Origin of the sequence: Streptomyces polyasparticus (assembly GCF_014493765.1) — a bacterium.
GTDB classification, from domain to species: domain Bacteria; phylum Actinomycetota; class Actinomycetes; order Streptomycetales; family Streptomycetaceae; genus Streptomyces; species Streptomyces polyasparticus.
Genome location: NZ_JACTVJ010000017.1, coordinates 85,908 through 105,151 on the forward strand (window position 1 = coordinate 85,908; position 19,244 = coordinate 105,151).

At 71.5% G+C, this 19,244-nt stretch carries 13 protein-coding genes; 6 read left to right on the top strand and 7 right to left on the bottom strand.

Annotation, left to right across the window (positions count from 1 at the left end; all coding sequences use genetic code 11):
- Positions 1 to 90 precede the first annotated feature (90 nt).
- Complete coding sequence (locus H9Y04_RS31000) at positions 91 to 1,248, bottom strand: Gfo/Idh/MocA family protein (protein ID WP_187817418.1); 1,158 nt, start codon at positions 1,246 to 1,248, stop codon at positions 91 to 93.
- A gap of 1,478 nt (positions 1,249 to 2,726) precedes the next feature.
- Between H9Y04_RS31000 and H9Y04_RS31005 the strand changes: the two genes are divergently transcribed.
- The gene (locus H9Y04_RS31005; RefSeq protein WP_187817419.1) at positions 2,727 to 3,767 is read left to right on the top strand and encodes a LacI family DNA-binding transcriptional regulator; all 1,041 of its coding nucleotides are present in this window, start codon (positions 2,727 to 2,729) and stop codon (positions 3,765 to 3,767) included.
- A gap of 276 nt (positions 3,768 to 4,043) precedes the next feature.
- Here the strand turns inward: H9Y04_RS31005 and H9Y04_RS31010 are convergent, their stop codons facing one another.
- Entirely contained in the window at positions 4,044 to 4,826 is a 783-nt protein-coding gene (locus H9Y04_RS31010) for a GNAT family N-acetyltransferase (RefSeq protein WP_187817420.1), read from the bottom strand.
- Positions 4,827 to 4,974: 148 nt separating this feature from the next.
- Between H9Y04_RS31010 and H9Y04_RS31015 the strand changes: the two genes are divergently transcribed.
- The 4 genes from H9Y04_RS31015 to H9Y04_RS31030 all read left to right on the top strand — a co-directional run bounded on the left by H9Y04_RS31015 (position 4,975) and on the right by H9Y04_RS31030 (position 9,829).
- Positions 4,975 to 5,928, top strand: coding sequence for a bifunctional helix-turn-helix transcriptional regulator/GNAT family N-acetyltransferase (locus H9Y04_RS31015; protein WP_187817421.1), 954 nt, complete (start codon positions 4,975 to 4,977; stop codon positions 5,926 to 5,928).
- 128 nt (positions 5,929 to 6,056) lie between these two features.
- Complete coding sequence (locus tag H9Y04_RS31020) at positions 6,057 to 6,857, top strand: sugar phosphate isomerase/epimerase family protein (RefSeq protein WP_187817422.1); 801 nt, start codon at positions 6,057 to 6,059, stop codon at positions 6,855 to 6,857.
- Positions 6,858 to 7,236: 379 nt separating this feature from the next.
- Entirely contained in the window at positions 7,237 to 9,072 is a 1,836-nt protein-coding gene (locus tag H9Y04_RS31025) for a glycoside hydrolase family 3 protein (protein ID WP_187817423.1), read from the top strand.
- Between the two features lie 139 nt (positions 9,073 to 9,211).
- On the top strand, positions 9,212 to 9,829 hold the full coding sequence (locus H9Y04_RS31030) for a hypothetical protein (RefSeq protein ID WP_187817424.1): 618 nt from the start codon (positions 9,212 to 9,214) through the stop codon (positions 9,827 to 9,829).
- A gap of 93 nt (positions 9,830 to 9,922) precedes the next feature.
- Here H9Y04_RS31030 and H9Y04_RS31035 read toward each other — a convergent pair whose 3' ends face one another.
- Together H9Y04_RS31035 and H9Y04_RS31040 are read right to left on the bottom strand one after the other, a co-directional pair.
- Positions 9,923 to 11,341 carry a S28 family serine protease gene (locus tag H9Y04_RS31035; RefSeq protein WP_187817425.1) on the bottom strand — a complete coding sequence of 473 codons (1,419 nt, stop codon included), beginning with the start codon at positions 11,339 to 11,341 and terminating at the stop codon, positions 9,923 to 9,925.
- Between the two features lie 155 nt (positions 11,342 to 11,496).
- The gene (locus H9Y04_RS31040; RefSeq protein WP_214661802.1) at positions 11,497 to 11,907 is read right to left on the bottom strand and encodes a hypothetical protein; all 411 of its coding nucleotides are present in this window, start codon (positions 11,905 to 11,907) and stop codon (positions 11,497 to 11,499) included.
- A 130-nt stretch (positions 11,908 to 12,037) separates the two neighbouring features.
- Here H9Y04_RS31040 and H9Y04_RS31045 point away from each other — a divergent pair, with 130 nt between their 5' ends.
- Entirely contained in the window at positions 12,038 to 12,604 is a 567-nt protein-coding gene (locus H9Y04_RS31045) for a hypothetical protein (protein ID WP_187817426.1), read from the top strand.
- Here the strand turns inward: H9Y04_RS31045 and H9Y04_RS31050 are convergent.
- From H9Y04_RS31050 to speB, 3 genes are all read right to left on the bottom strand, one after another.
- Complete coding sequence (locus H9Y04_RS31050; protein ID WP_187817427.1) at positions 12,588 to 16,319, bottom strand: ABC transporter ATP-binding protein; 3,732 nt, start codon at positions 16,317 to 16,319, stop codon at positions 12,588 to 12,590. The genes H9Y04_RS31045 and H9Y04_RS31050 overlap by 17 nt on opposite strands.
- Positions 16,320 to 16,395: 76 nt before the next feature.
- On the bottom strand, positions 16,396 to 18,084 hold the full coding sequence (locus tag H9Y04_RS31055; RefSeq protein ID WP_187817428.1) for a thiamine pyrophosphate-binding protein: 1,689 nt from the start codon (positions 18,082 to 18,084) through the stop codon (positions 16,396 to 16,398).
- Positions 18,081 to 19,073, bottom strand: coding sequence for an agmatinase (gene speB, locus H9Y04_RS31060; protein WP_187817429.1), 993 nt, complete (start codon positions 19,071 to 19,073; stop codon positions 18,081 to 18,083). Before speB ends, H9Y04_RS31055 begins: the two co-directional genes overlap by 4 nt.
- Between the last annotated feature and the right edge of the window lie 171 nt (positions 19,074 to 19,244).

Here is a 19,244-nt window from a genome sequence, read left to right on the forward strand (position 1 = left end):
GGGCCGCGGGCGCGGTCGGTGCGGGTGCGGTCGAGGGGGGTGCGGTCGAGGCGGGACGGGTCACCGGCGCGGGTGAGACCGGGCGGCGGGTCACAGGTTCAGCTCGGGGACGTCGTAACGGCGGCCCTCCGCCGAGGACTTGAGGCCCAGCTCGGCGAGCTGCACGCCGCGGGCGCCTGCGAGCAGGTCCCAGTGGTAGGGCTCGTCCAGGACGACATGGCGCAGGAAGAGCTCCCACTGGACCTTGAACCCGTTGTCGAACTCACCGTTGTCCGGCACCTCCTGCCACTGGTCGCGGAAGGACTCGGTGACGGGGATGTCCGGGTTCCAGACGGGCTTCGGGGTGGCCGAGCGGTGCTGGACGCGGCAGTTGCGCAGACCCGCGACGGCGGAGCCCTCGGTGCCGTCGACCTGGAACTCGACGAGTTCGTCGCGGTTGACCCGTACCGCCCAGGAGGAGTTGATCTGCGCGACCGCGCCGCTCTCCAGCTCGAAGATGCCGTACGCGGCGTCGTCGGCGGTGGCGTCGTAGGGCTTGGACTGCTCGTCCCAGCGCTGCGGGATGTGGGTCGAGACGAGCGAGGTCACAGACTTCACGCGGCCGAACAGCTCGTGCAGCACGTACTCCCAGTGCGGGAACATGTCGACGACGATGCCGCCGCCGTCCTCGGCGCGGTAGTTCCAGCTGGGGCGCTGGGCCTCCTGCCAGTCGCCCTCGAAGACCCAGTAGCCGAACTCGCCGCGTACGGAGAGGATCCGGCCGAAGAAGCCGCCGTCGATCAGGCGCTTCAGCTTGAGCAGGCCCGGCAGGAAGATCTTGTCCTGGACGACGCCGTGCTTGATGCCCGCTTCCTTGGCGAGACGGGCCAGCTCCAGGGCGCCTTCGAGCGAGGTGGCGGTGGGCTTCTCGGTGTAGATGTGCTTGCCGGCGGCGATGGCCTTCTTGAGGATGTCCTCGCGGGTGGAGGTCATCGCGGCGTCGAAGAAGATGTCGACCGAGTCGTCGGCGAGTACGGCGTCGATGTCGGTGGAGACATTGGCCTGGTCGAGGCCGTGGCGCTCGGCGAGCTCGCGCAGGGCGTACTCGCGGCGGCCGACGAGGACGGGCTCCGGCCACAGGACCGTGCCGTTGCCGAGGTCGAGGCCGCCCTGTTCGCGCAGCGCGAGGATCGAGCGGACCAGGTGCTGGCGGTAACCCATGCGCCCCGTCACGCCGTTCATGGCAATACGCACCGTTTTGCGTGTCACTGATGTCCCTCCGTTTGGCAGGCGCGTGCCGGTCGGCTGCGACGCCGGGTCTGGTGATGGGTCGGCGAGTTGCGGGCGCTGCTCCGGGGCAGGCACGGGCAGCGTCGGCCCCCTGCCGAGCCTTCGATAGCAAGCGCTTTCTATCTATGTCTGCGGGCAAGTTAGCCTGCGGGGCGATGCGTGGACAAGGGGGCGGGGGAAATCGCCGGGGGTTGGCGGGGGTGTCTGCGGGCGGGGCGACGCCTCGGTCGGGGCGCCCGGGGTTCCCTGCGGGTTCGTTGGGGCTGCGGTGGGGCTGCGGTGGGGTGCGCCTGCGGCGGGCGGATTTCCCCTACCCGCCCCTTCCCGAAACCGGGGCTCCGCCCCGGACCCCGGGGTGGGTGGGCGCATTTGGGGCTGCGCCCCGGACCCCCGGGTGGGTGGGCGCATTTGGGGCTGCGCCCCGGACCCCCGGGTGGGTGGGACCGCGGGGACTTCGCCCCCTGCACCCCCAGGCGGGTGGGACCGCCGGGACACCGCCCCCTGCACCCCCGGGCGGCTGGGACCGCCGGGACTTCGCCCCCTCCACCCCCAGGTGGATGCGACCGCCGGGACTTCGCCCCCTGCACCCCCGCATCCGCACTTCGTGCGGATCTGCTCAAGCGCCGCAGGGGCTGGATTGCCGGACCGGCTGGAAGCCCCACCGGGCGGCAGTCGCGGGACGGCCGGAGGGGACGGGGTGGGGTGCCTGGTTTTCGGGCGGTCCGAGACGACCACGCGAGTCCCTCGGTACCGGCCCACATTGCCCGAAAACCAGGTACCCCACCCCGGCACCGACCCAAGACGAAACAGGGGGCGGCACAGCGCACCGGCAGGAACCCGGGCACGAAACCGCAGTCCCCACCCCGCGACGGTCAGAAAGCCGGACACGAAACCGCAGCCCCCACCCCGCGACGGTCAGAAAGCCGGACACGAAACCGCAGCCCCCACCCCGCGACGGTCAGAAAGCCGGACACGAAACCGCAGCCCCAGCAGAGGGGGCCTGGGGGCGAAGCCACCAGCGGGGGGCCGGGGGCAGCGCCCCCGTGACCCCGACCGCCCCAGCGCACCGCGCCGCATCCCCAGCACCCCCGGCCGTCCCCCGCAACCCGGCCGCCCCGGGCGTCCCGAGCGACTCCCCCACCCCCGCTCAACCCCGAGCGTCCCGAGCGATTCCCCCACCCCCGCTCAACCCCAGACGCCCCAGCCGCCTCCCCCGCCCCCGGACTCCCTCCAGCCGCCCCCGCCCCACCCCCAGCCGCCCCCCTCGGGGTCTCTGCGACGATGGGGCCCGGGTCGCAGTCGGCTTGTGGCTGGAAAGGGTGCACGCGGGCGGCGGCCAGGCGGTATCACTTACTGCAACGGTGCAGCCCGCTGACCACGACTGCGCCCGGACCCGCGCCGGTGACCGAGCGGCGACCCGACAGAACACTCCAGCTCCCGGTGCCCCGGAGGATCAGATGACCGTGACTTTGGCGGATGTGGCGGCCCGCGCCCAGGTCTCCCCCGCGACCGTCTCCCGTGTCCTGAACGGGAATTACCCCGTCGCCGCGGCCACCCGCGAACGTGTTCTGCGCGCCGTCGACGATCTCGACTACGTGCTCAACGGCCCCGCGAGCGCCCTCGCCGCCGCCACCTCCGACCTGGTCGGGATCCTGGTGAACGACATCGCCGACCCGTTCTTCGGGATCATGGCCGGCGCCGTGCAGTCCGAGATCGGCGGCCCCGGCGGACGCGCCGGCGGCGAACGTCTCGCGGTGGTCTGCAACACCGGCGGCTCTTCCGAACGCGAGCTCACCTACCTCACCCTGCTCCAGCGCCAGCGCGCCGCCGCCGTGGTGATCACCGGCGGCGCGGTCGAGAACCCCGTGCACGCCGAGGCGATGGCCGGAAAGCTGCGCCGGCTCGGCGAGGCGGGCACGCGCATCGTGCTGTGCGGCCGCCCGCCCGTGCCCGACACCGGCGCGATCGCCCTCGCCTTCGACAACCGGGGCGGCGGCCGGCGGCTCACCGAGCACCTCATCGGCCTCGGCCACCGCCGTATCGGCTATGTCGCGGGCCCCGAGGAGCGCACCACCACGCGGCACCGCCTCGAAGGCCACCGCGATGCCCTGAAGGAGGCGGGCGTCGACGAGTGCGCGACGGTGCACGGCCCGTACGACCGGCGGTCCGGCTACGAGGCCACGCGTGAACTCCTGCGCAGGGAGCCGGACCTGACCGCGATCGTGACCGCGAACGACACCGTGGCGCTCGGCGCCTGCGCCGCGCTGCGCGAGGCCGGGCTGCGGATCCCGGAGGATGTGTCGGTGGCGGGCTTCGACGATCTGCCGTTCAGCGTCGACGTCGTCCCCGCGCTCACCACCGTCCGCCTCCCCCTGCACGAGGCGGGCGCGCGGGCCGGCCGTATCGCGATGGGCCGCGAGCCGGAGCCGCCGGGCAAGATGTCCGTGATCGCAGGGGAGTTGATGGTACGGGGGTCCACGGCGCCACCGCGCAAGTGAGCCGGACGCGGGGCGAGAGGGCCGCGGGCGGGCGGCGAGGGCAGCCCCCTCGGGCCCGCACCTGACCGGCCCGCCGATCCCTGGTCAGACCCCCGCGACCGCACCCGACCGAGCCACCGGCCCCTGGTCCGACCCCCTCGGACCCGCACCTGACCGGCCCCACTGGCCCCTGGCCAGACCCACCGGGCCCTGGTCAGACCCACCGGGCCCTGGCCAGACCCACCGGGCCCTGGTCAGACCCACCGAGCCCGCAACTGACCGCCCCACCGCCCCCGTTCAGGCCCCGGCCACCGCATCCACCCCATCCGCCGCATCCACCCCGGCCACCCCATCCACCCCGTCCACCGCACCCGCCGGAACCTCGAAGACCAGCATCAACCCGCCGCGTTCGTCGCCCTGTTCGCCGACCTGGGTGAAGCCGAAGCCCCCGAGGGTGGCCAAGGAGGCGGCGTTGTCGGCCCTGACTCTGGCCCGTACGGTCCTCACACCCGGCTCGGCGGCGGCCCGTGCGAGCAGCGCGCCCAGCATGGCGCGGGCGTAGCCCTTGCGCCGGTGCTCGGGCACCACGCTGTAGCCGACCTCGACCATCCCGGATTCGTCCGGCGGCCCATGGAACCCGGCGTCTCCCACGACGACCCCGTCCGGCTCGGACACCACCGCCCGCGTCGTCCAGGGTGCGGCGGACGGGTCCGCGTCGATCTGGTCGGCGCGGTAGCGGAAGATCGACCGGGCCCGGTCGCCGACGAAGTGGGGGTCGAGAGCCACCCCGGCCTCGGCGCGGGCGCCGGCGAGATCTCCGTCGGCGAGCGCCCGCAGCGCCTTCACGCTGAGTTCGGCGAAACGGATGCGGTGCCGGACGCGGGGTCCGACATCAAGACCGACGTCGGAACGGACATCGGAACGGACACCGGAACGGACGTCGGAACGGACGTCGGAACGGACACCGGAACGGACACCGGAGCGAACACCGGAGGAACCGTCGGGCCGGACGTCAGGACGGACGCCGAAGCGAACACCGGAGCGGACGCGCTCAGGATCAGCAGCAGGTATGTGGGTCATCGCGGCGATACTCACCCGCCGCCCGACAGCTGTCCACCGCATTACAGGGGCGCAGAACGCCGGCCCCGCGCAGACCGGTTCCCCCGGCCGGAGCCCCACGCTACCTTTGACTCAGTCAACGGTATTTCTCGCGATACCGAGGTGCGCCATGCCCCAGCCCAAGTCCCAGCAGTTCATCCACGAGATCCGGGCCTTCAACCGCTTCTACACCAACCTGATCGGCGCGCTCGATTACAGCCGCCACCTGTACCTCCCGTACACGCTGACGGAATCCCGCGTCCTGTACGAGCTCGCCCACCGCGAGGAACCCGAGGCCGCGGATCTGCGGGCCGAACTCGGCATCGACGCCGGGTACTTGAGCCGTCTGCTCACCAAGTTCGAGAAGGACGGCCTGGTCGAGCGCGGGCCCTCGCCGCGCGATCCGCGCCGCCAGCGGATCACGCTCACCCCGCGGGGGCGTGAGGCGGCGGATCTGCAGGAGGAGCGTTCGCGCGAGGCGGTCGGCGTGCTGCTCAGCAAGGTGCCGGCCGCCGAACGGCCGCGGCTGACCGAGGCGATGCGCACGGTGCGGACCGTCCTGTCCGACGCCCGGCCCACCAAGCCCGCCGAGGTCCGGCTGCGCGAACCGGGACCCGGCGACCTCGGCTGGATGGTGATGCGCAACGCGGCGCTGTACGCGGCGGAGTACGGATGGAACGCGGATTACGAGGGACTCGTGGCCCGCATCGTGGCCGACTTCGCCGAGGACCACGATCCGCATCTGGAGCGGGTGTGGATCGCGGATCTCGACGGGATTCCGGTCGGGTCGGTGATGTGCGTACGCGATGACGCGCCCGGGACGGCGCGGCTGCGGCTGCTGCTCGTGGAGCCGGATGCGCGCGGACACGGAATCGGCGACCGGCTGGTCTCCGCGGTGGTGGATTTCGCCCGGGAGCAGGGGTACCGGGAGGTGGTCCTGTGGACGAACGACGTGCTGGATGCGGCCCGGCGGATCTATCAGCGGCACGGGTTCGTGCTGACCGCGGAGCGGGCGCACCGGTCGTTCGGGCGCGATCTGGTGGGGCAGGACTGGAGGTTGTCGCTGCACGAGGAGGCGGTGTGAGGCCTTGAGGCGGGGTGGGCCGGCCCGCTGGAATGCCCCCACCACCCACAGAGCCAGAAAGCCAGCCAGCCAGCCGGACGCACAGCCAACAAGCCAGCCAGCCAGCCAGCCAGCAAGGAGCAGAACCCATGAAATTCGCCTTCTCCACCCTCGGCATCCCCGCCCTCCCCCTCCACGACACCCTCTGGCTGGCCACCACCCACGGCTATCAGGGCGTCGAGCTCCGCGTGCATCCCGAGGAACCCGTGCACACCGGGCTCGGAATCACCGAACGGGCCGATGCCGTGGCCGAGTTCAAGGCCTCGGGGGTCGAGATCCTCGGGCTCGCCGGGTACGCGAAGGTGGCCGAGCCCGGGGACGACACCCCCGTGCTCACCGAGATACGGGCGCTCCTGGAGCTGGCCCGTGATCTCGGGGCTCCGTTCGTCAGGGTCTTCCCGGGCGGCGGCACCGAGCAGAGCGCCGAGGAGGCCGACGCCACCGCCGCGCGCCGGCTCGCCACCGCCGCGGAGACCGCCGCCGATCTCGGGGTGCGCATCCTGCTCGAAACCCATGACTCGCATCGCGAGGCCACCGCCGTGAGCCGCGTGCTCGGCACCGTCGGGCACCGCAATGTCGGTGCGATCTGGGATCTGATGCACACCTGGCTGGGCGGGGAGCAGCCGAGTACGTCGTTCGCCGCGCTCTCCCCGTATCTCGGCTACGTCCAGGTGAAGGACATCGCCTCCGCCGAAGACACCACTCCACTCGCGCTCGGTGCGGGAGTGCTGCCGCTCACCGAATGCGTGGAGGTTCTCAGCCGGGCGGGGTGGGACGGCTGGCTGTGCTGGGAGTACGAGAAGCGGTGGTATCCGCACGCGGCCGAGCTGCCGACCCTGCTGACCGCGGGCCGCGAGCACCTGTGCCGGCTCCTCAACGAGGCGGCCTGAAAGCCCCGCCAAGCCCCGCCCAAAGGCCACAAGGCCCACCCAAAGGCCCGTAGGAACCACCCAGCAGGCCCGGAAGAGGGGCCGTCACCGGCGCATTCGGAGGGGGGCGCGCCGGTGACGGCATGCTGCCGGCCGCGTGCGTTGGAGAGGGTGGTCAGCGTTCGCAGCCAGCAGCGAGGCCGACAGCGCACCGCGGTGACTCTCCGGCAGCTGGCGATAGGACGGGCCGGGGCCACGACGGGTTCCGCCCGCACGGTCCGCCATCTTGACCGGCAGAAATTTTCCTACTATCCGTGATCCCTGGAAGTTTCCTTCAGCCAGGACATGCCAGGAGATCCGGGGCCAACCCCCGGAGACGCATGGACAGTTGGGAGTGCTCGTGCAGCAACGCCCGCTCCACACCTCCAGACGCACGCTTCTCACCGCCACGGCGACCGCCGCCGCGGCCGCCGCGCTCGGCACCATCCCCTCCCCCGCACAGGCCGCCGACGCGCAGCCCGCCGACAGCAGGGACCGCGAACTGCGCCGGATCATCGGCCGGATGTCCCTGGAGGAGAAGGTCGGCCAGCTCTTCGTCTCCCGCGTGTACGGGGAGACGGCCACGAACCCCGCTCAGGCGGACATCGACCTCAACCTCGCCCAGCTGGGCGTCCGCGACGCCGCCGAGCTGATAGCGAAGTACCACGTCGGCGGGATCATCTACTTCGGCTGGGCGCACAACGTCCGCGAACCGCACCAGATAGCCGACCTGTCGAACGGGATACAGAAGGTGGCGCTCCAACAGGCCACCCCCGTACCGATGTTGATATCCACCGACCAGGAACACGGCATCGTCTGCCGCGTGGGCAAGCCCGCCACGCTGATGCCCGGCGCGATGGCCCTCGGCGCGAGCGGTTCGCGCGCCGACGCCCGCCGCGCCGCCCGGATCGCGGGCCGCGAGCTCGCCGCGCTCGGCATCCGGCAGAACTACGCCCCCGTCGCGGACGTCAACGTGAACCCCGGCAACATCGTCATCGGCGTACGGTCCTTCGGCGCCGATCCCGCAGCGGTCGCCCGTATGGTCACCGCGCAGGTCGACGGGTACGAGGGCGCCGGGATCGCGGCCACCGCCAAGCACTTCCCCGGGCACGGCGACACCACGGACGACAGCCACTACGCGCTGCCCTACATCCACCACACCCGCGAGGAGTTCGAGCGGCTCGATCTGCCGCCGTTCGAGGCGGCGGTGCGGGCCGGCATCGACTCGATCATGACCGCGCACATCGTGGTCCCCGCCCTCGACCCGAACGAGGACCCGGCCACCCTCTCGCGCCCCATCCTCACCGGCGTCCTGCGCGAACAGCTCGGCTACGACGGCGTGGTGGTCACCGACTCCCTCGGCATGGCGGGGGTCCGCACCAAGTACGGCGACGACCGGGTCCCCGTGCTCGCCCTCAAGGCCGGCGTCGACCAGCTGCTCAACCCGCCTTCGCTGGAGGTCGCCTGGAACGCGGTGTTCAATGCCGTACGCGGCGGGGAGCTGACGGAGGAGCGGCTCGACGAGTCGATCCTGCGCGTGCTGCGCCTCAAGGCGAGACTCGGGCTCTTCCGCGACCCGTACACCACCCATCGCGACGTGGACCGCACCGTCGGCATCTCCGAGCATCTGCGCGCGGCCGAGCAGATCGCCGACGACACCACCACGCTCCTCGTGAACACCGGCGGACTCCTTCCGCTGTCCGCAAGGACGAGCCCCAACGTCCTTGTCCTGGGCGCCGATCCGGCCTCCCCTTCCGGTACGACGGGGCCGCCGACCACTGTCTTCGGCAAGGCGCTGACCGAGCTGGGCTTCACGGCGACGGCACTGTCCACCGGGACCGCACCCACCGCCGCGAAGATCGAGGAGGCGGTGGCGGCGGCCGCGGGCAAGGACGTGGTCGCCGTGCTCACGTACAACGTCTCGGCGACCAGCTCCCAGCGCACCCTCGTCGGCCGGCTCGCCGCGACCGGCGTCCCCGTGGTGACGATCGCGGTCAACCGCCCGTACGACGTGGCACGGCTGCCCGAGGCGAAGGCCGTGCTCGCCGCGTACTCCTGGACGGACACCGAACTGCGCGCCGCGGCGCGGGTGATCGCCGGGAAGGCGGAACCCCAGGGCCGGCTGCCCGTACCGGTCCAGCGGGCCGACGATCCCACCACCACGCTGTATCCGATCGGTTACGGACTGTCGTACTAGCCGGACACCTGATGTGCGGCGTACCCGGCGTACGCCGCACACCCGGCGCGCGACCCCCAACTGACCCAAAGCACCCTGCACATCTGGCGTGCGCCCCGCCCCTGCCCTCACGCTGGGAGGACGTCTCGGGGGGTTCAGCATGCGCAGAGCACGATTCGCGCGGGTGATGTGTGCGCCGGTACTTGTGGGGGTCCTGGCACTGATGGGGTGTCAGAAGTCGCCCGGCGCGAGCGGCAGTCTCAACGACACATCCGCGTCCAAGTCTCCATCCGGCTACGGCCTGGTCTTCCTCGGTGTCGACGAGTGCGCCTCGCGCGGCAGAGGGTCGACCGAGGTGCCCTGCACCAGCGAGAAGGCACAGGCCCAGGTGATCGCGCGCTATGACGGCAGGCAGTCGGAGGGCCCGGCCTGCCCCGCGTACACGGACTTCGTCCTGCACATCAGCGAGTCACGGCCCGCGTACGACGAGGACGGCGACGGCGCCGTGCCCAAGGGCTATGCCTGCATGCGCAATCTGGAGTCCCCGCACCCGGGCGACCCGGGCGGAGGCGGCGGCCCGCGCACCATCGTCGGCGACTGCGTCTACACGGCGGGCAAGGGCGAGGTCCGCGAGACGGCGTGCGACGGGTCGGGCGAGAACAAGCCCGAGTTCAAGGTGCGCTCGGCGGTCCAGAACCGCGACAAGTGCCCGAAGAGCACCGAACTGTATGTGCAGTTGGGCGGCAGCAAGCCGGTCGGGTGCGCGGTGCCGGCCTGACCTGGGCCCCGGGGCCCAGGACCGGGACCCGGACACCATTGCGCCCGCCGCCTGGACCAGGCGACGGGCGCAATCTTCCGGCGTTCTCAGCTGTTACGGCCGCAGCGTGCGCGGTCCGTCCTGCCCGTCGAGCCGTGCGTCGTACGCGGTGAGCGCCTTCGCCGTGCCCGGATCGGCCTGCACCGAAGCCGGGGCCACATTGGCCCACTCCAGGATGCGCGCGGTCGCGAGCGCCTTGTCATCGGCCTTCAGACCCGCCACGTTGGCGCCGTGGTTGGCGCCCGGCGCGGTGAACACATGGCTGTCGTGCGTGCCCTTGCCCGGGCGGAAGCGCTCGGCGCCCCACGGGTCGTTCTCGCCGTAGACGTACATCATGCGCGTGGCGTTCTTGCGCACCCAGCTGTCCACGTCCCGCATGACCCAGGGCTTGAACTTCATCTCGATCTCCCGCGGCACGAAGTTCCGCGGCGGCTGGTAGCCGTACCGCGAAAGGCCGCCCAGATGCGGCTGCTCGATGTCCGGTGAGCCGAGCTCGGTGCCCGCCTGGTAGTAGTACGGCGTGTACGGCGAGAGCCCCTGGTCGGTGTAGAAGGAGAAGCCGGAGATCGCGTCGACCGTGTTCCAGATCTCCTCGTTCGTCGCGGACTTGGCGACGGGGATCGCGGCGCAGTCGGAGAGCAGGCTGTACTGCCAGAACGCCCACGTGAAGTCGAGGACGACGGCCTCGTACGCCTTGTCGAGCGAACCGACCGTGTTGAAGGTGAAGTTGTTCTCCTTCGCGTACGCGGCGTACTTCTCCTCCAGCGGGCCGCGCCGGATGAGCGCCTCGCGCTGGATGTTGTTCAGCTTGTCGCGGCACTCCTGGGTGCCGACCTTCGACAGGAAGCGGTCGTACGCGGAGTCCTCGTCGTTGACGACGTCGTTGGGCGCCACATAGGCGACGACACCGTCCATGTCCTTGGGGTAGAAGCGCTCGTAGTACGTGGCGGTCATGCCGCCCTTGGACCCGCCGGTGGCGAGCCAGCGGCCCGGGTAGAGGCCGTCGAGCGCCTGGAAGATGCGGTGCTGGTCGCTGGCGGCCTGCCAGATGTCCAGCTTGGTCCAGTCGGCGGGCTGCGGCCGGGACGGCGTGAAGAAGCGGTACTCCATGGAGACCTGGTTGCCGTCGATGATGCGGGTCGGCTCGCTGCGGCCGGGGTTGGTGGAGACCCCGTAGCCCGAGGTGTGGAACACCGTCGGACGCGCGGTGTCCTTGTGCAGCAGGGTCATCCGCTGCTGGAACGTGCCCTTGGACGGATCGCGGTGGTCCACGGGCTGGGTGTAGTTGAGAACGAAATAGCGATAGCCGGCGTAGGGCTTCTCCTGGATCAGGCTCATGCCCTTGATCGCGAGCAGACGGTCCAGGATGTCGGCCGTCTGCGGTCCGGCGGCGGCGGTCGCCGTGGCTGTACCCGCCGCCATGGTGGCTATCAGGACCATGAGCGTGAGCAGCCGTCTGAGCGCTTTCCGCATGCTGGTACCTCCCCCTGTGGTCACAGATAGCACCGGAACCTAGTGCAGCAACTTGTCCCGCACCAGGGGGAGTTCCCTGCTCGAAGTGATGGTTTTGCGGGAATCACGCGGTTCCGCTGGAGGCCCTTCACGCGGTCCACCCGGTCCACCCGGCGTCACCGCGGATAGCGGATCCAGCCCTCGCTGACCTTGCCGCCGCCCACCGAGCCCTTGATCCACACCTTGCGGCTGCCGGCGAGCGTGCGCACGGGGCCCATGGACTTCTTGGCTCGGCCGGACTTCACCACGGCCCGGCTGCCGCGCGCCTGGATGCTGACGGACATGCTGCGGGTGGTGCCCGGGTGCTTGGCGTACGTCATGGCGCACAGGAACCCGCCGCTGCGGTACACGTGCACGGATCCGGTCGAGAACGTCAGGGTGTCGACCTTGCGCCCCGCACAGCGGGTCGCGGCCTGCGCGTCCCCGGTCAGCGGGCCGACCAGCAGGAGCAGCAGCGCGACAGAGAGCAGCACGAAGCCGGCGCGCGCCTTGCGGATCGCCCCATGCGTCACGTGCGTCCCTCCCATCCCTGAAGCGTACGAAGGTACGGACGCCGGACGGACGCCGGGTGGTTCCGGAACTGGCCGAAAGCGTGTGGTCCTGTGAGGGATATGGCGGGTTCGGGGCACTCTTGTGACCGACGCGAAAGGCGAAGCCATGACCCACACGCGTACTCTCTCCGCACGCAGGCCCGGCCGGGCGCTGCTCGTGGCCGGCACGCTCGCCGGTCTCCTCGCGGTGCCGGCGTCGTCAATGGACTACGCGCCCAGCGAGGCGGCACCACGGGCCGCGACCACAGCGGTGCGGGGCCCCGACCAGGCGCCGGCACCCGCCCCGGACCAGGAGCCCCCGCCCGCCCCCGTCCTGAGCGGTGATCCCGAGACCCCGTACGCCCGTGTCGCGCACTTCTACGCCGCGTATGTCGACGTGGCCAGCGACCCGGGCTCCAACGCGGCGGCCACCGCGCTGCGCGCCTTCTACCTGACCCCCGCCGCCCAGAAGCGCCTCGCCGACTGGGAGCGGCGCAACGAGGCGGACGGGGTGCTGCGGGCGCAGAACTCCCCCACCGCCTGGCGGGTGACCCCCGAGGGCAGCGGGATGGGATCCACCTGGTCCACGGTCCGGCTGACCTGGGGCGAGGGCAAGGACCGCAGGTACACCTACCTGAAGGTGACCACGGAGCTGGAGAGCGGGAAGATCTCGGAGATCACCGAGAAGTACTGACCGCCGCGTCCTCGGCCTCGGCCTCCCCGATGAACGTGCGCCACAGCCGCGCGTACTTGCCGTCCAGGGCGAGCAGTTCGTCGTGCGTGCCGTCCTCGGCGACCCGGCCGTGGTCCATCACGACCACCCGGTCCGCGCGGGCCGCCGTGCTGAGGCGGTGCGCGACCACGAGTGTGGTGCGGCGCGCGCCGAGCCGGTCGGCGGCCTGGTTGACCTGCGCCTCGGTCGCGAGATCGAGCGCGGCGGTGGCCTCGTCGAGCAACAGGACGTCCGGGTCGACCAGTTCGGCCCGGGCGAGCGCGATCAGCTGGCGCTGGCCCGCCGAGAGATTGCGGCCGCGCTCGCTGACCTCGTGCAGATAGCCGCCGTCGAGCGTCGCGATCATGTCGTGCGCGCCGACCGCGCGGGCCGCCGCCTCGACCTGGGCGTCGGTCGCGTCCGGGCGTCCGTACGCGATGGCATCGCGCACGGTCCCGGCGAACAGATAGGCCTCCTGCGGTACGACACCGAGGCGGTGGCGGTACGAGGTGAGGTCGAGGTCCCGCAGATCGCTGCCGTCCACGGTGACCCGGCCGCCGGTCGGGTCGTAGAACCGCGCGACCAGCTTGACCAGCGTGGACTTGCCCGCGCCGGTCTCGCCGACGAACGCGACCGTCTGGCCGGCGGGGATCGTCAGGTCCACCTGGTGCAGTGCGTCCTCGCCGTCGCCGTAAGCGAACTGGACGCCCTCGAAGGCGATCTCGCCGCGCAGCGAGAGGACCTCGCGCGGTTCGTCGGCCGCCTTGGTCGAGGTCGGCTCCTGCAGCAGCTCCTGGATCCGGCCGAGCGAGACGGTCGCCTGCTGGTAGCCGTCGAAGACCTGCGAGAGCTGCTGCACGGGGGCGAAGAACAGGTCGATGTAGAGCAGATACGCGACCAGGGCGCCGGTGGTGAGCGTGCCCGCGTCGACGCGGTGCGCGCCCACGATCAGGACGGCCGCGGCGGCGACGGAGGACAGGAACTGCACGAACGGGAAGTAGACCGAGATCAGCCACTGGCCCTTGATACGGGCCTGGCGGTAGCTGTCGCTGCGCTCGGCGAACCGCTGCGCACCGGAGCGCTCGCGGCGGAAGGCCTGCACGATACGGAGGCCGGAGACGGACTCCTGCAGGTCGGCGTTGACCACGGAGACGCGCTCGCGGGCGAGTTCGTACGCCTTCACGCTGGACTTGCGGAAGAAGTACGTGCCGACCACCAGGACCGGCAGGGTCGCGAAGACCACCAGGGCGAGCTGGAGGTCGATCACGAGGAGCGCGACCATGATGCCGAAGAAGGTGACGACGGAGACGAAGGCCGTGACGAGTCCGGTCTGCAGGAACGTGGACAGGGCGTCCACGTCCGTGGTCATCCGGGTCATGATGCGGCCGGTCAGCTCGCGCTCGTAGTAGTCGAGGCCGAGGCGCTGGAGCTGGGCGAAGATCTTCAGCCGCAGTGAGTACAGGACCCGTTCACCGGTGCGGCCCGTCTTGCGGATCTCCCCGGTCTGCGCGGCCCACTGCACGAGCACGGCGAGCAACGCGAGACCCGCGGCTGCCCAGACGGCGCCGAGCGCGGCCTGGTTGACGCCCTCGTCGATGCCGTGCCGGATGAGGACCGGGAGCAGCAGACCCATGCCGGCGTCGACCGCGACGAGGGTGAGGGCCACGAGCAGCGGCTTCCCGAAGCCCTTGAGGAGGCGGCGCAGGCCGTACGACTTCTCGGGCGCGACCGCCTTGGCCTCGTCGATACCGGGGGTGTCGTCGGCCGGGGGCAGGGCGTCGACCTGGGCGAGCAGCTCGGGTGTGGAGGGGGTGTCGCTGAGCGCGGTGTCCTTCGGGGTGCGGTCGCCCGCCCACAGCTGCGGGGTGATCCCGCGCTCGGCGTCGAACTCGGCGTCCAGCTCCGCTCGTACGGACTGATCGTCCTGCGCGGGTGCTTTCTGCAGCAGGTGCCCGGGCGATACGGAACCCAGCTCGTCCGGGTCGGTGAGCAGCCGGCGGTAGAGGGCCGAGCGCCGCTCCAGCTCCTCGTGGGTGCCGATGTCGGCGAGCCTGCCCTCGTCGAGCACGGCGATCCGGTCGGCGAGCCCGAGGGTGGAGCGGCGGTGGGCGATGAGCAGGGTGGTGCGGCCGGCCATCACCTGCGCGAGGGCCTCGTGGATCTCGTGCTCGACGCGGGCGTCCACGGCGGAGGTGGCGTCGTCGAGAACGAGCAGACGGGGGTCGGTGAGGATCGCGCGGGCCAGCGCGAGGCGCTGGCGCTGGCCGCCGGAGAGGGTGAGGCCGTGCTCGCCGACCTTGGTGTCGTACCCCTCGGGCAGTTCGTCGATGAAACGGTCGGCCTGCGCGGCGCGGGCGGCGGCCTCGATCTGCTCCTGGGTGGCGTCCGGGGCGCCGTACGCGATGTTGGCGCGGACCGTGTCCGAGAAGAGGAAGGAGTCCTCGGGCACCAGGCCGATCGCGGCCCGGAGGGATTCGAGGGTGAGCTCGCGTACGTCGTGGCCGCCGACGAGGACGGCGCCGTGGGTGACGTCGTAGTAGCGGGGAAGCAGCAGCGAGACGGTGGACTTGCCGCTGCCGGAGGAGCCGACGACGGCGACGGTCTCGCCGGGCTCGATGGTGAGCGAGAAGTTCTTCAGGACCGGACGGCCGTCCTCGTACGCGAAGGAGACGTCGTCGAACTCGACCGTGGCGGGCGCGTCGGCGGGCAGCGTCTTGGTGCCGTCGTCGATGACCGGCTTCGTGTCGATCAGTTCGAGCACGCGCTCCACGCCGGCGCGGGCCTGCTGCCCGACGGTCAGGACCATGGCGAGCATGCGGACCGGACCGACGAGCTGGGCGAGGTAGGTCGAGAACGCGACGAACGTGCCGAGCGTGATCTCACCGCGGACCGCGAGCCAGCCGCCGAGGGCGAGCATCGCGACCTGGCCGAGAGCCGGGACGGACTGGAGGGCCGGGGTGTAGCGGGAGTTCAGCTTGATGGTGCGCAGGCGGCCCGCGAACAGACGGCGGCCGACCTCCCTGAGCTTGCCGGTCTCCTGGTCCTCCTGGCCGAAGCCCTTGACGACGCGTACGCCGGAGACGGCTCCGTCGACCACGCCCGCGACGGCGGCGGCCTGCGCCTGGGCGTACCAGGTGGCCGGGTGCAGACGCGTCTTGCTGCGCTTGGCGATGAACCAGAGGGCGGGGGCGACGGCGAGCGCGACCAGGGTGAGCGGCAGCGAGAGCCAGGCCATGATCCCGAGGGAGATCAGGAAGAGCAGGATGTTGCCGATGGTCATCGGCAGCATGAAGAGCAGGCCCTGGATCAGCTGGAGGTCGCTGGTGGCGCGGCCGACGACCTGTCCGGTGGAGAGCTCGTCCTGCCTGCGTCCGTCGAGCCTCGTGATCGCCCCGTACATGTCGGTGCGCAGATCGTGCTGCACGTCGAGCGCGAGCCGGCCGCCGTAGTAGCGGCGGATGTACGTGAGGACGTAGACGACCAGGGCGGCCGCTATCAGCAGACCGGTCCAGGTCCCGAGCGAGCGCTCATGGGTGTCGATGACGTCGTCGATGACGACCTTGGTGATCAGCGGGACGACCGCCATGACGGCCATGCCGCCGAGGCTGGAGCCGAGGGCGAGGATGACGTCCTTGGGGTAGCGCCATGCGTACCCGGTCAGTCTCCGGGCCCACCCCTGCGTCGCCGCCTCTGACACGTGCTGCCTCCCGTTGGTCCGCTCCTGCCGGAATGGTCAACACGGGGGTGGGCCGGATTCATCCCAGGTGCGTACCTCAGTCCAGGTGCGTGGCCGCGAACAGCCGCACCACCGCCGGCAGCACCACGACCGAGGGCCCGGGCTCGGCGAGCGCCTTCGCCAGGTCCTCCTCCAGGGTGCCCGCCGATGCCCGCACCGCCGGAACACCGAAGGACTCCGCGAGGGCCACGAAGTCGGGCCGCGCAAGCTCCGTACCCGTGGCCTCGCCGAAGGCGTCCGTCATGTACTCGCGCAGGATGCCGTAGCCGCCGTCGTCGATGATCAGCCAGGTCACGGGCAGGCCGTACTGCCTGGCCGTGGCCAGCTCGGCGATCGAGTACATCGCGCCGCCGTCGCCGGAGACCGCGAGGACGGGCCGGGTGGGGTCGGCCGCCGCCGCGCCGAGGGCCGCCGGGTAGGCGTAGCCGAGACCGCCGGCGCCCTGGGCCGAGTGCATCGTGTTGGGACGGCGGGCGTCGAAGGCGGACCAGGCCCAGTACGCCAGGATCGTCATGTCCCAGAAGCTGGGCGAGGCGTCTGGCAGCGCCGCACGGATCGAGGCGAGCAGCCGCTGCTCCGCGTCCAGGCCCTGCGCGTCGATCCGCTCGCGGACCCGGCCGAGCACCTCCCGTACCCGGTCGGCCGCCGTGGCGTCCTCGCGCGGTCCGTCGAGGGTTTCGAGCAGGGCCGTCAGCGCGATCCGGGCGTCCGCGTGGATGCCGAGCGCGGGGAGGTTGGACTCCAGCTTGCCCGCGTCCGCCTCGATCTGGATCACTCGGCCGCGGGGCTTGAACGTGTGGTAGTTCGAGGAGAGCTCGCCCAGGCCCGAGCCGACGACGAGCAGGACGTCCGCGTCCTCCAGGAAGTCGGTCGTATGGCGGTCCTCCAGCCAGGACTGGAGGGAGAGCGGGTGCTCCCAGGGGAAGGCGCCCTTGCCGCCGAAGGTCGTGACGACCGGCGCGTTCAGCTGCTCGGCGAGCGCGCGCAGCTTGCCCGAGGCGTCCGAGCGGACCACGCCGCCGCCCGCGATGATCGCGGGCCTGACGGCCTTGGCGAGCAGATCGGCGGCGACCGCGGTCAGTTCGGGGCGGGGCAGCAGGTCGTGCGGGAAGGCGTCGACCGGTGTGACCTGCGGCAGCAGGGTCTCCGCGGTCAGCACGTCCTGCGGGATCTCCACCCACACCGGGCCGTGCGGCGCGGTGAGGGCCGACTCCCAGGCCGCCGCGATCGCCGAGGGGATCTGCGACTGCGTACGGACCGTGTGCACGGACTTCACGATGTCGCGGAACGAGGCCTGCTGGTCCCGCAGTTCGTGCAGATAGCCATGGCGTCCGCCGCCGAGGCCGGCCGTCGGGATCTGGCTGGAGATCGCGAGGACGGGCGCGGAGGCCGCGACCGCCTCCTGGAGCGCGGCGAGCGAGGTCAGCGCGCCGGGGCCGGTGGACAGGAGCAGCGGGGCCGCCTCGCCCGTGACCCGGCCGTAGGCGTCGGCCGCGAAGCCCGCGTTGTTCTCCACCCGCAGGCCCACATAGCGCAGGTCGGAGCGGCGCAGGGCGTCGAACATGCCGAGCGCGTGCTGGCCCGGCAGCCCGAAGACCGTGGTCGCGCCCAGCCCCTGCAGGGTCTCGATGACCAGATCCCCGCCGGTGCGCCCGGCGGGCGGGTCGAGCGCCGCCGCGATCTGGGCCGGTGTGGGCCGCAGCTCGATGTCGTGGTCGTGGGTCACTTGGTGCCCCGGGCCTCGGCGATCTGCCGGCTCATGATCGTCGTCAGCTCGTACGCCGTGTGCGAGGCCGCCACCGCGGTGATCTCCGCGTGGTCGTACGCGGGCGCGACCTCGACGACATCCGCCGAGACCAGGTTGCAGGAGGACAGACCGCGCAGGATCTCCAGGAGTTCACGCGAGGTCATGCCGCCCGCCTCGGGCGTGCCCGTGCCGGGCGCGTGCGCCGGGTCCAGGCAGTCGATGTCGATGGAGATGTACAGCGGGCGGTCGCCGATGCGCTGGCGCAGCTGGTCCGCGACCTCGTCCGCACCGCGCCGGTAGACATCGGCGGAGGTGACGATGCCGAAGCCCATCTTCTCGTCGTCGGTCAGGTCCTGCTTGCCGTACAGCGGGCCGCGGATACCGACGTGCGACAGCGCCTCCGTGTCGAGGATGCCCTCCTCGACCGCGCGCCGGAACGGCGTGCCGTGCGTGTACTCCGCGCCGAAGTACGTGTCCCACGTGTCCAGGTGCGCGTCGAAGTGAAGCAGCGCGACCGGGCCGTGCTTCTTGGCGACGCTCCTGAGCAGGGGCAGCGCGATGGTGTGGTCGCCGCCGAGGGTCATCAGACGGGCGCCCGTGCCGAGCAGCTCGTCGGCGGCGGCCTCGACGGTCTCCACCGCCTCGTTGATGTTGAACGGGTTCGCCGCTATGTCACCCGCGTCCGCGACCTGCGCGAGCGCGAAGGGGGACGCGTCCTGCGCGGGGTTGTAGGGGCGGAGCAGCCGGGAGGCCTCACGGATGGCATTGCCGCCGAACCGGGCGCCCGGACGGTAGGAGACCCCGCTGTCGAAGGGCACACCGACGACGGCGACGTCGGTGGTGCCGACCTCGTCGAGGCGCGGCAGGCGAGCGAACGTCGCCGGACCCGCGTACCGCGGAATACGGGAGGAATCCACGGGTCCGCGCGGGGAGGCGGACGGGGTGCCGGTGGTGTCGCTGCTGCTCATCGTCGAGCTCCTTCAGGTGGTGCGGGTGGTACGGGTCTCGCGGGATTGCGGGTGGTACAGGTCCAGCGGGATTGCGGGTGGTACAGGTCCAGCGGGATTGCGGGTGGTGCCGGTGGTGCGGGTCTCGCGGGATCAAGTGTCGCTCAGGTCGCCCGCGCGAGTTTCGGGCTG

Coding starts and splice junctions, on each gene's coding strand:
- H9Y04_RS31035 (WP_187817425.1), bottom strand. CDS start 11,341: ATGCGGAAAGCGCTCAGACGGCTGCTCACGCTCATGGTCCTGATAGCC.
- H9Y04_RS31010 (WP_187817420.1), bottom strand. CDS start 4,826: ATGACCCACATACCTGCTGCTGATCCTGAGCGCGTCCGCTCCGGTGTT.
- H9Y04_RS31030 (WP_187817424.1), top strand. CDS start 9,212: ATGCGCAGAGCACGATTCGCGCGGGTGATGTGTGCGCCGGTACTTGTG.
- H9Y04_RS31020 (WP_187817422.1), top strand. CDS start 6,057: ATGAAATTCGCCTTCTCCACCCTCGGCATCCCCGCCCTCCCCCTCCAC.
- H9Y04_RS31015 (WP_187817421.1), top strand. CDS start 4,975: ATGCCCCAGCCCAAGTCCCAGCAGTTCATCCACGAGATCCGGGCCTTC.
- speB (WP_187817429.1), bottom strand. CDS start 19,073: ATGAGCAGCAGCGACACCACCGGCACCCCGTCCGCCTCCCCGCGCGGA.
- H9Y04_RS31005 (WP_187817419.1), top strand. CDS start 2,727: ATGACCGTGACTTTGGCGGATGTGGCGGCCCGCGCCCAGGTCTCCCCC.
- H9Y04_RS31040 (WP_214661802.1), bottom strand. CDS start 11,907: ATGGGAGGGACGCACGTGACGCATGGGGCGATCCGCAAGGCGCGCGCC.
- H9Y04_RS31045 (WP_187817426.1), top strand. CDS start 12,038: ATGACCCACACGCGTACTCTCTCCGCACGCAGGCCCGGCCGGGCGCTG.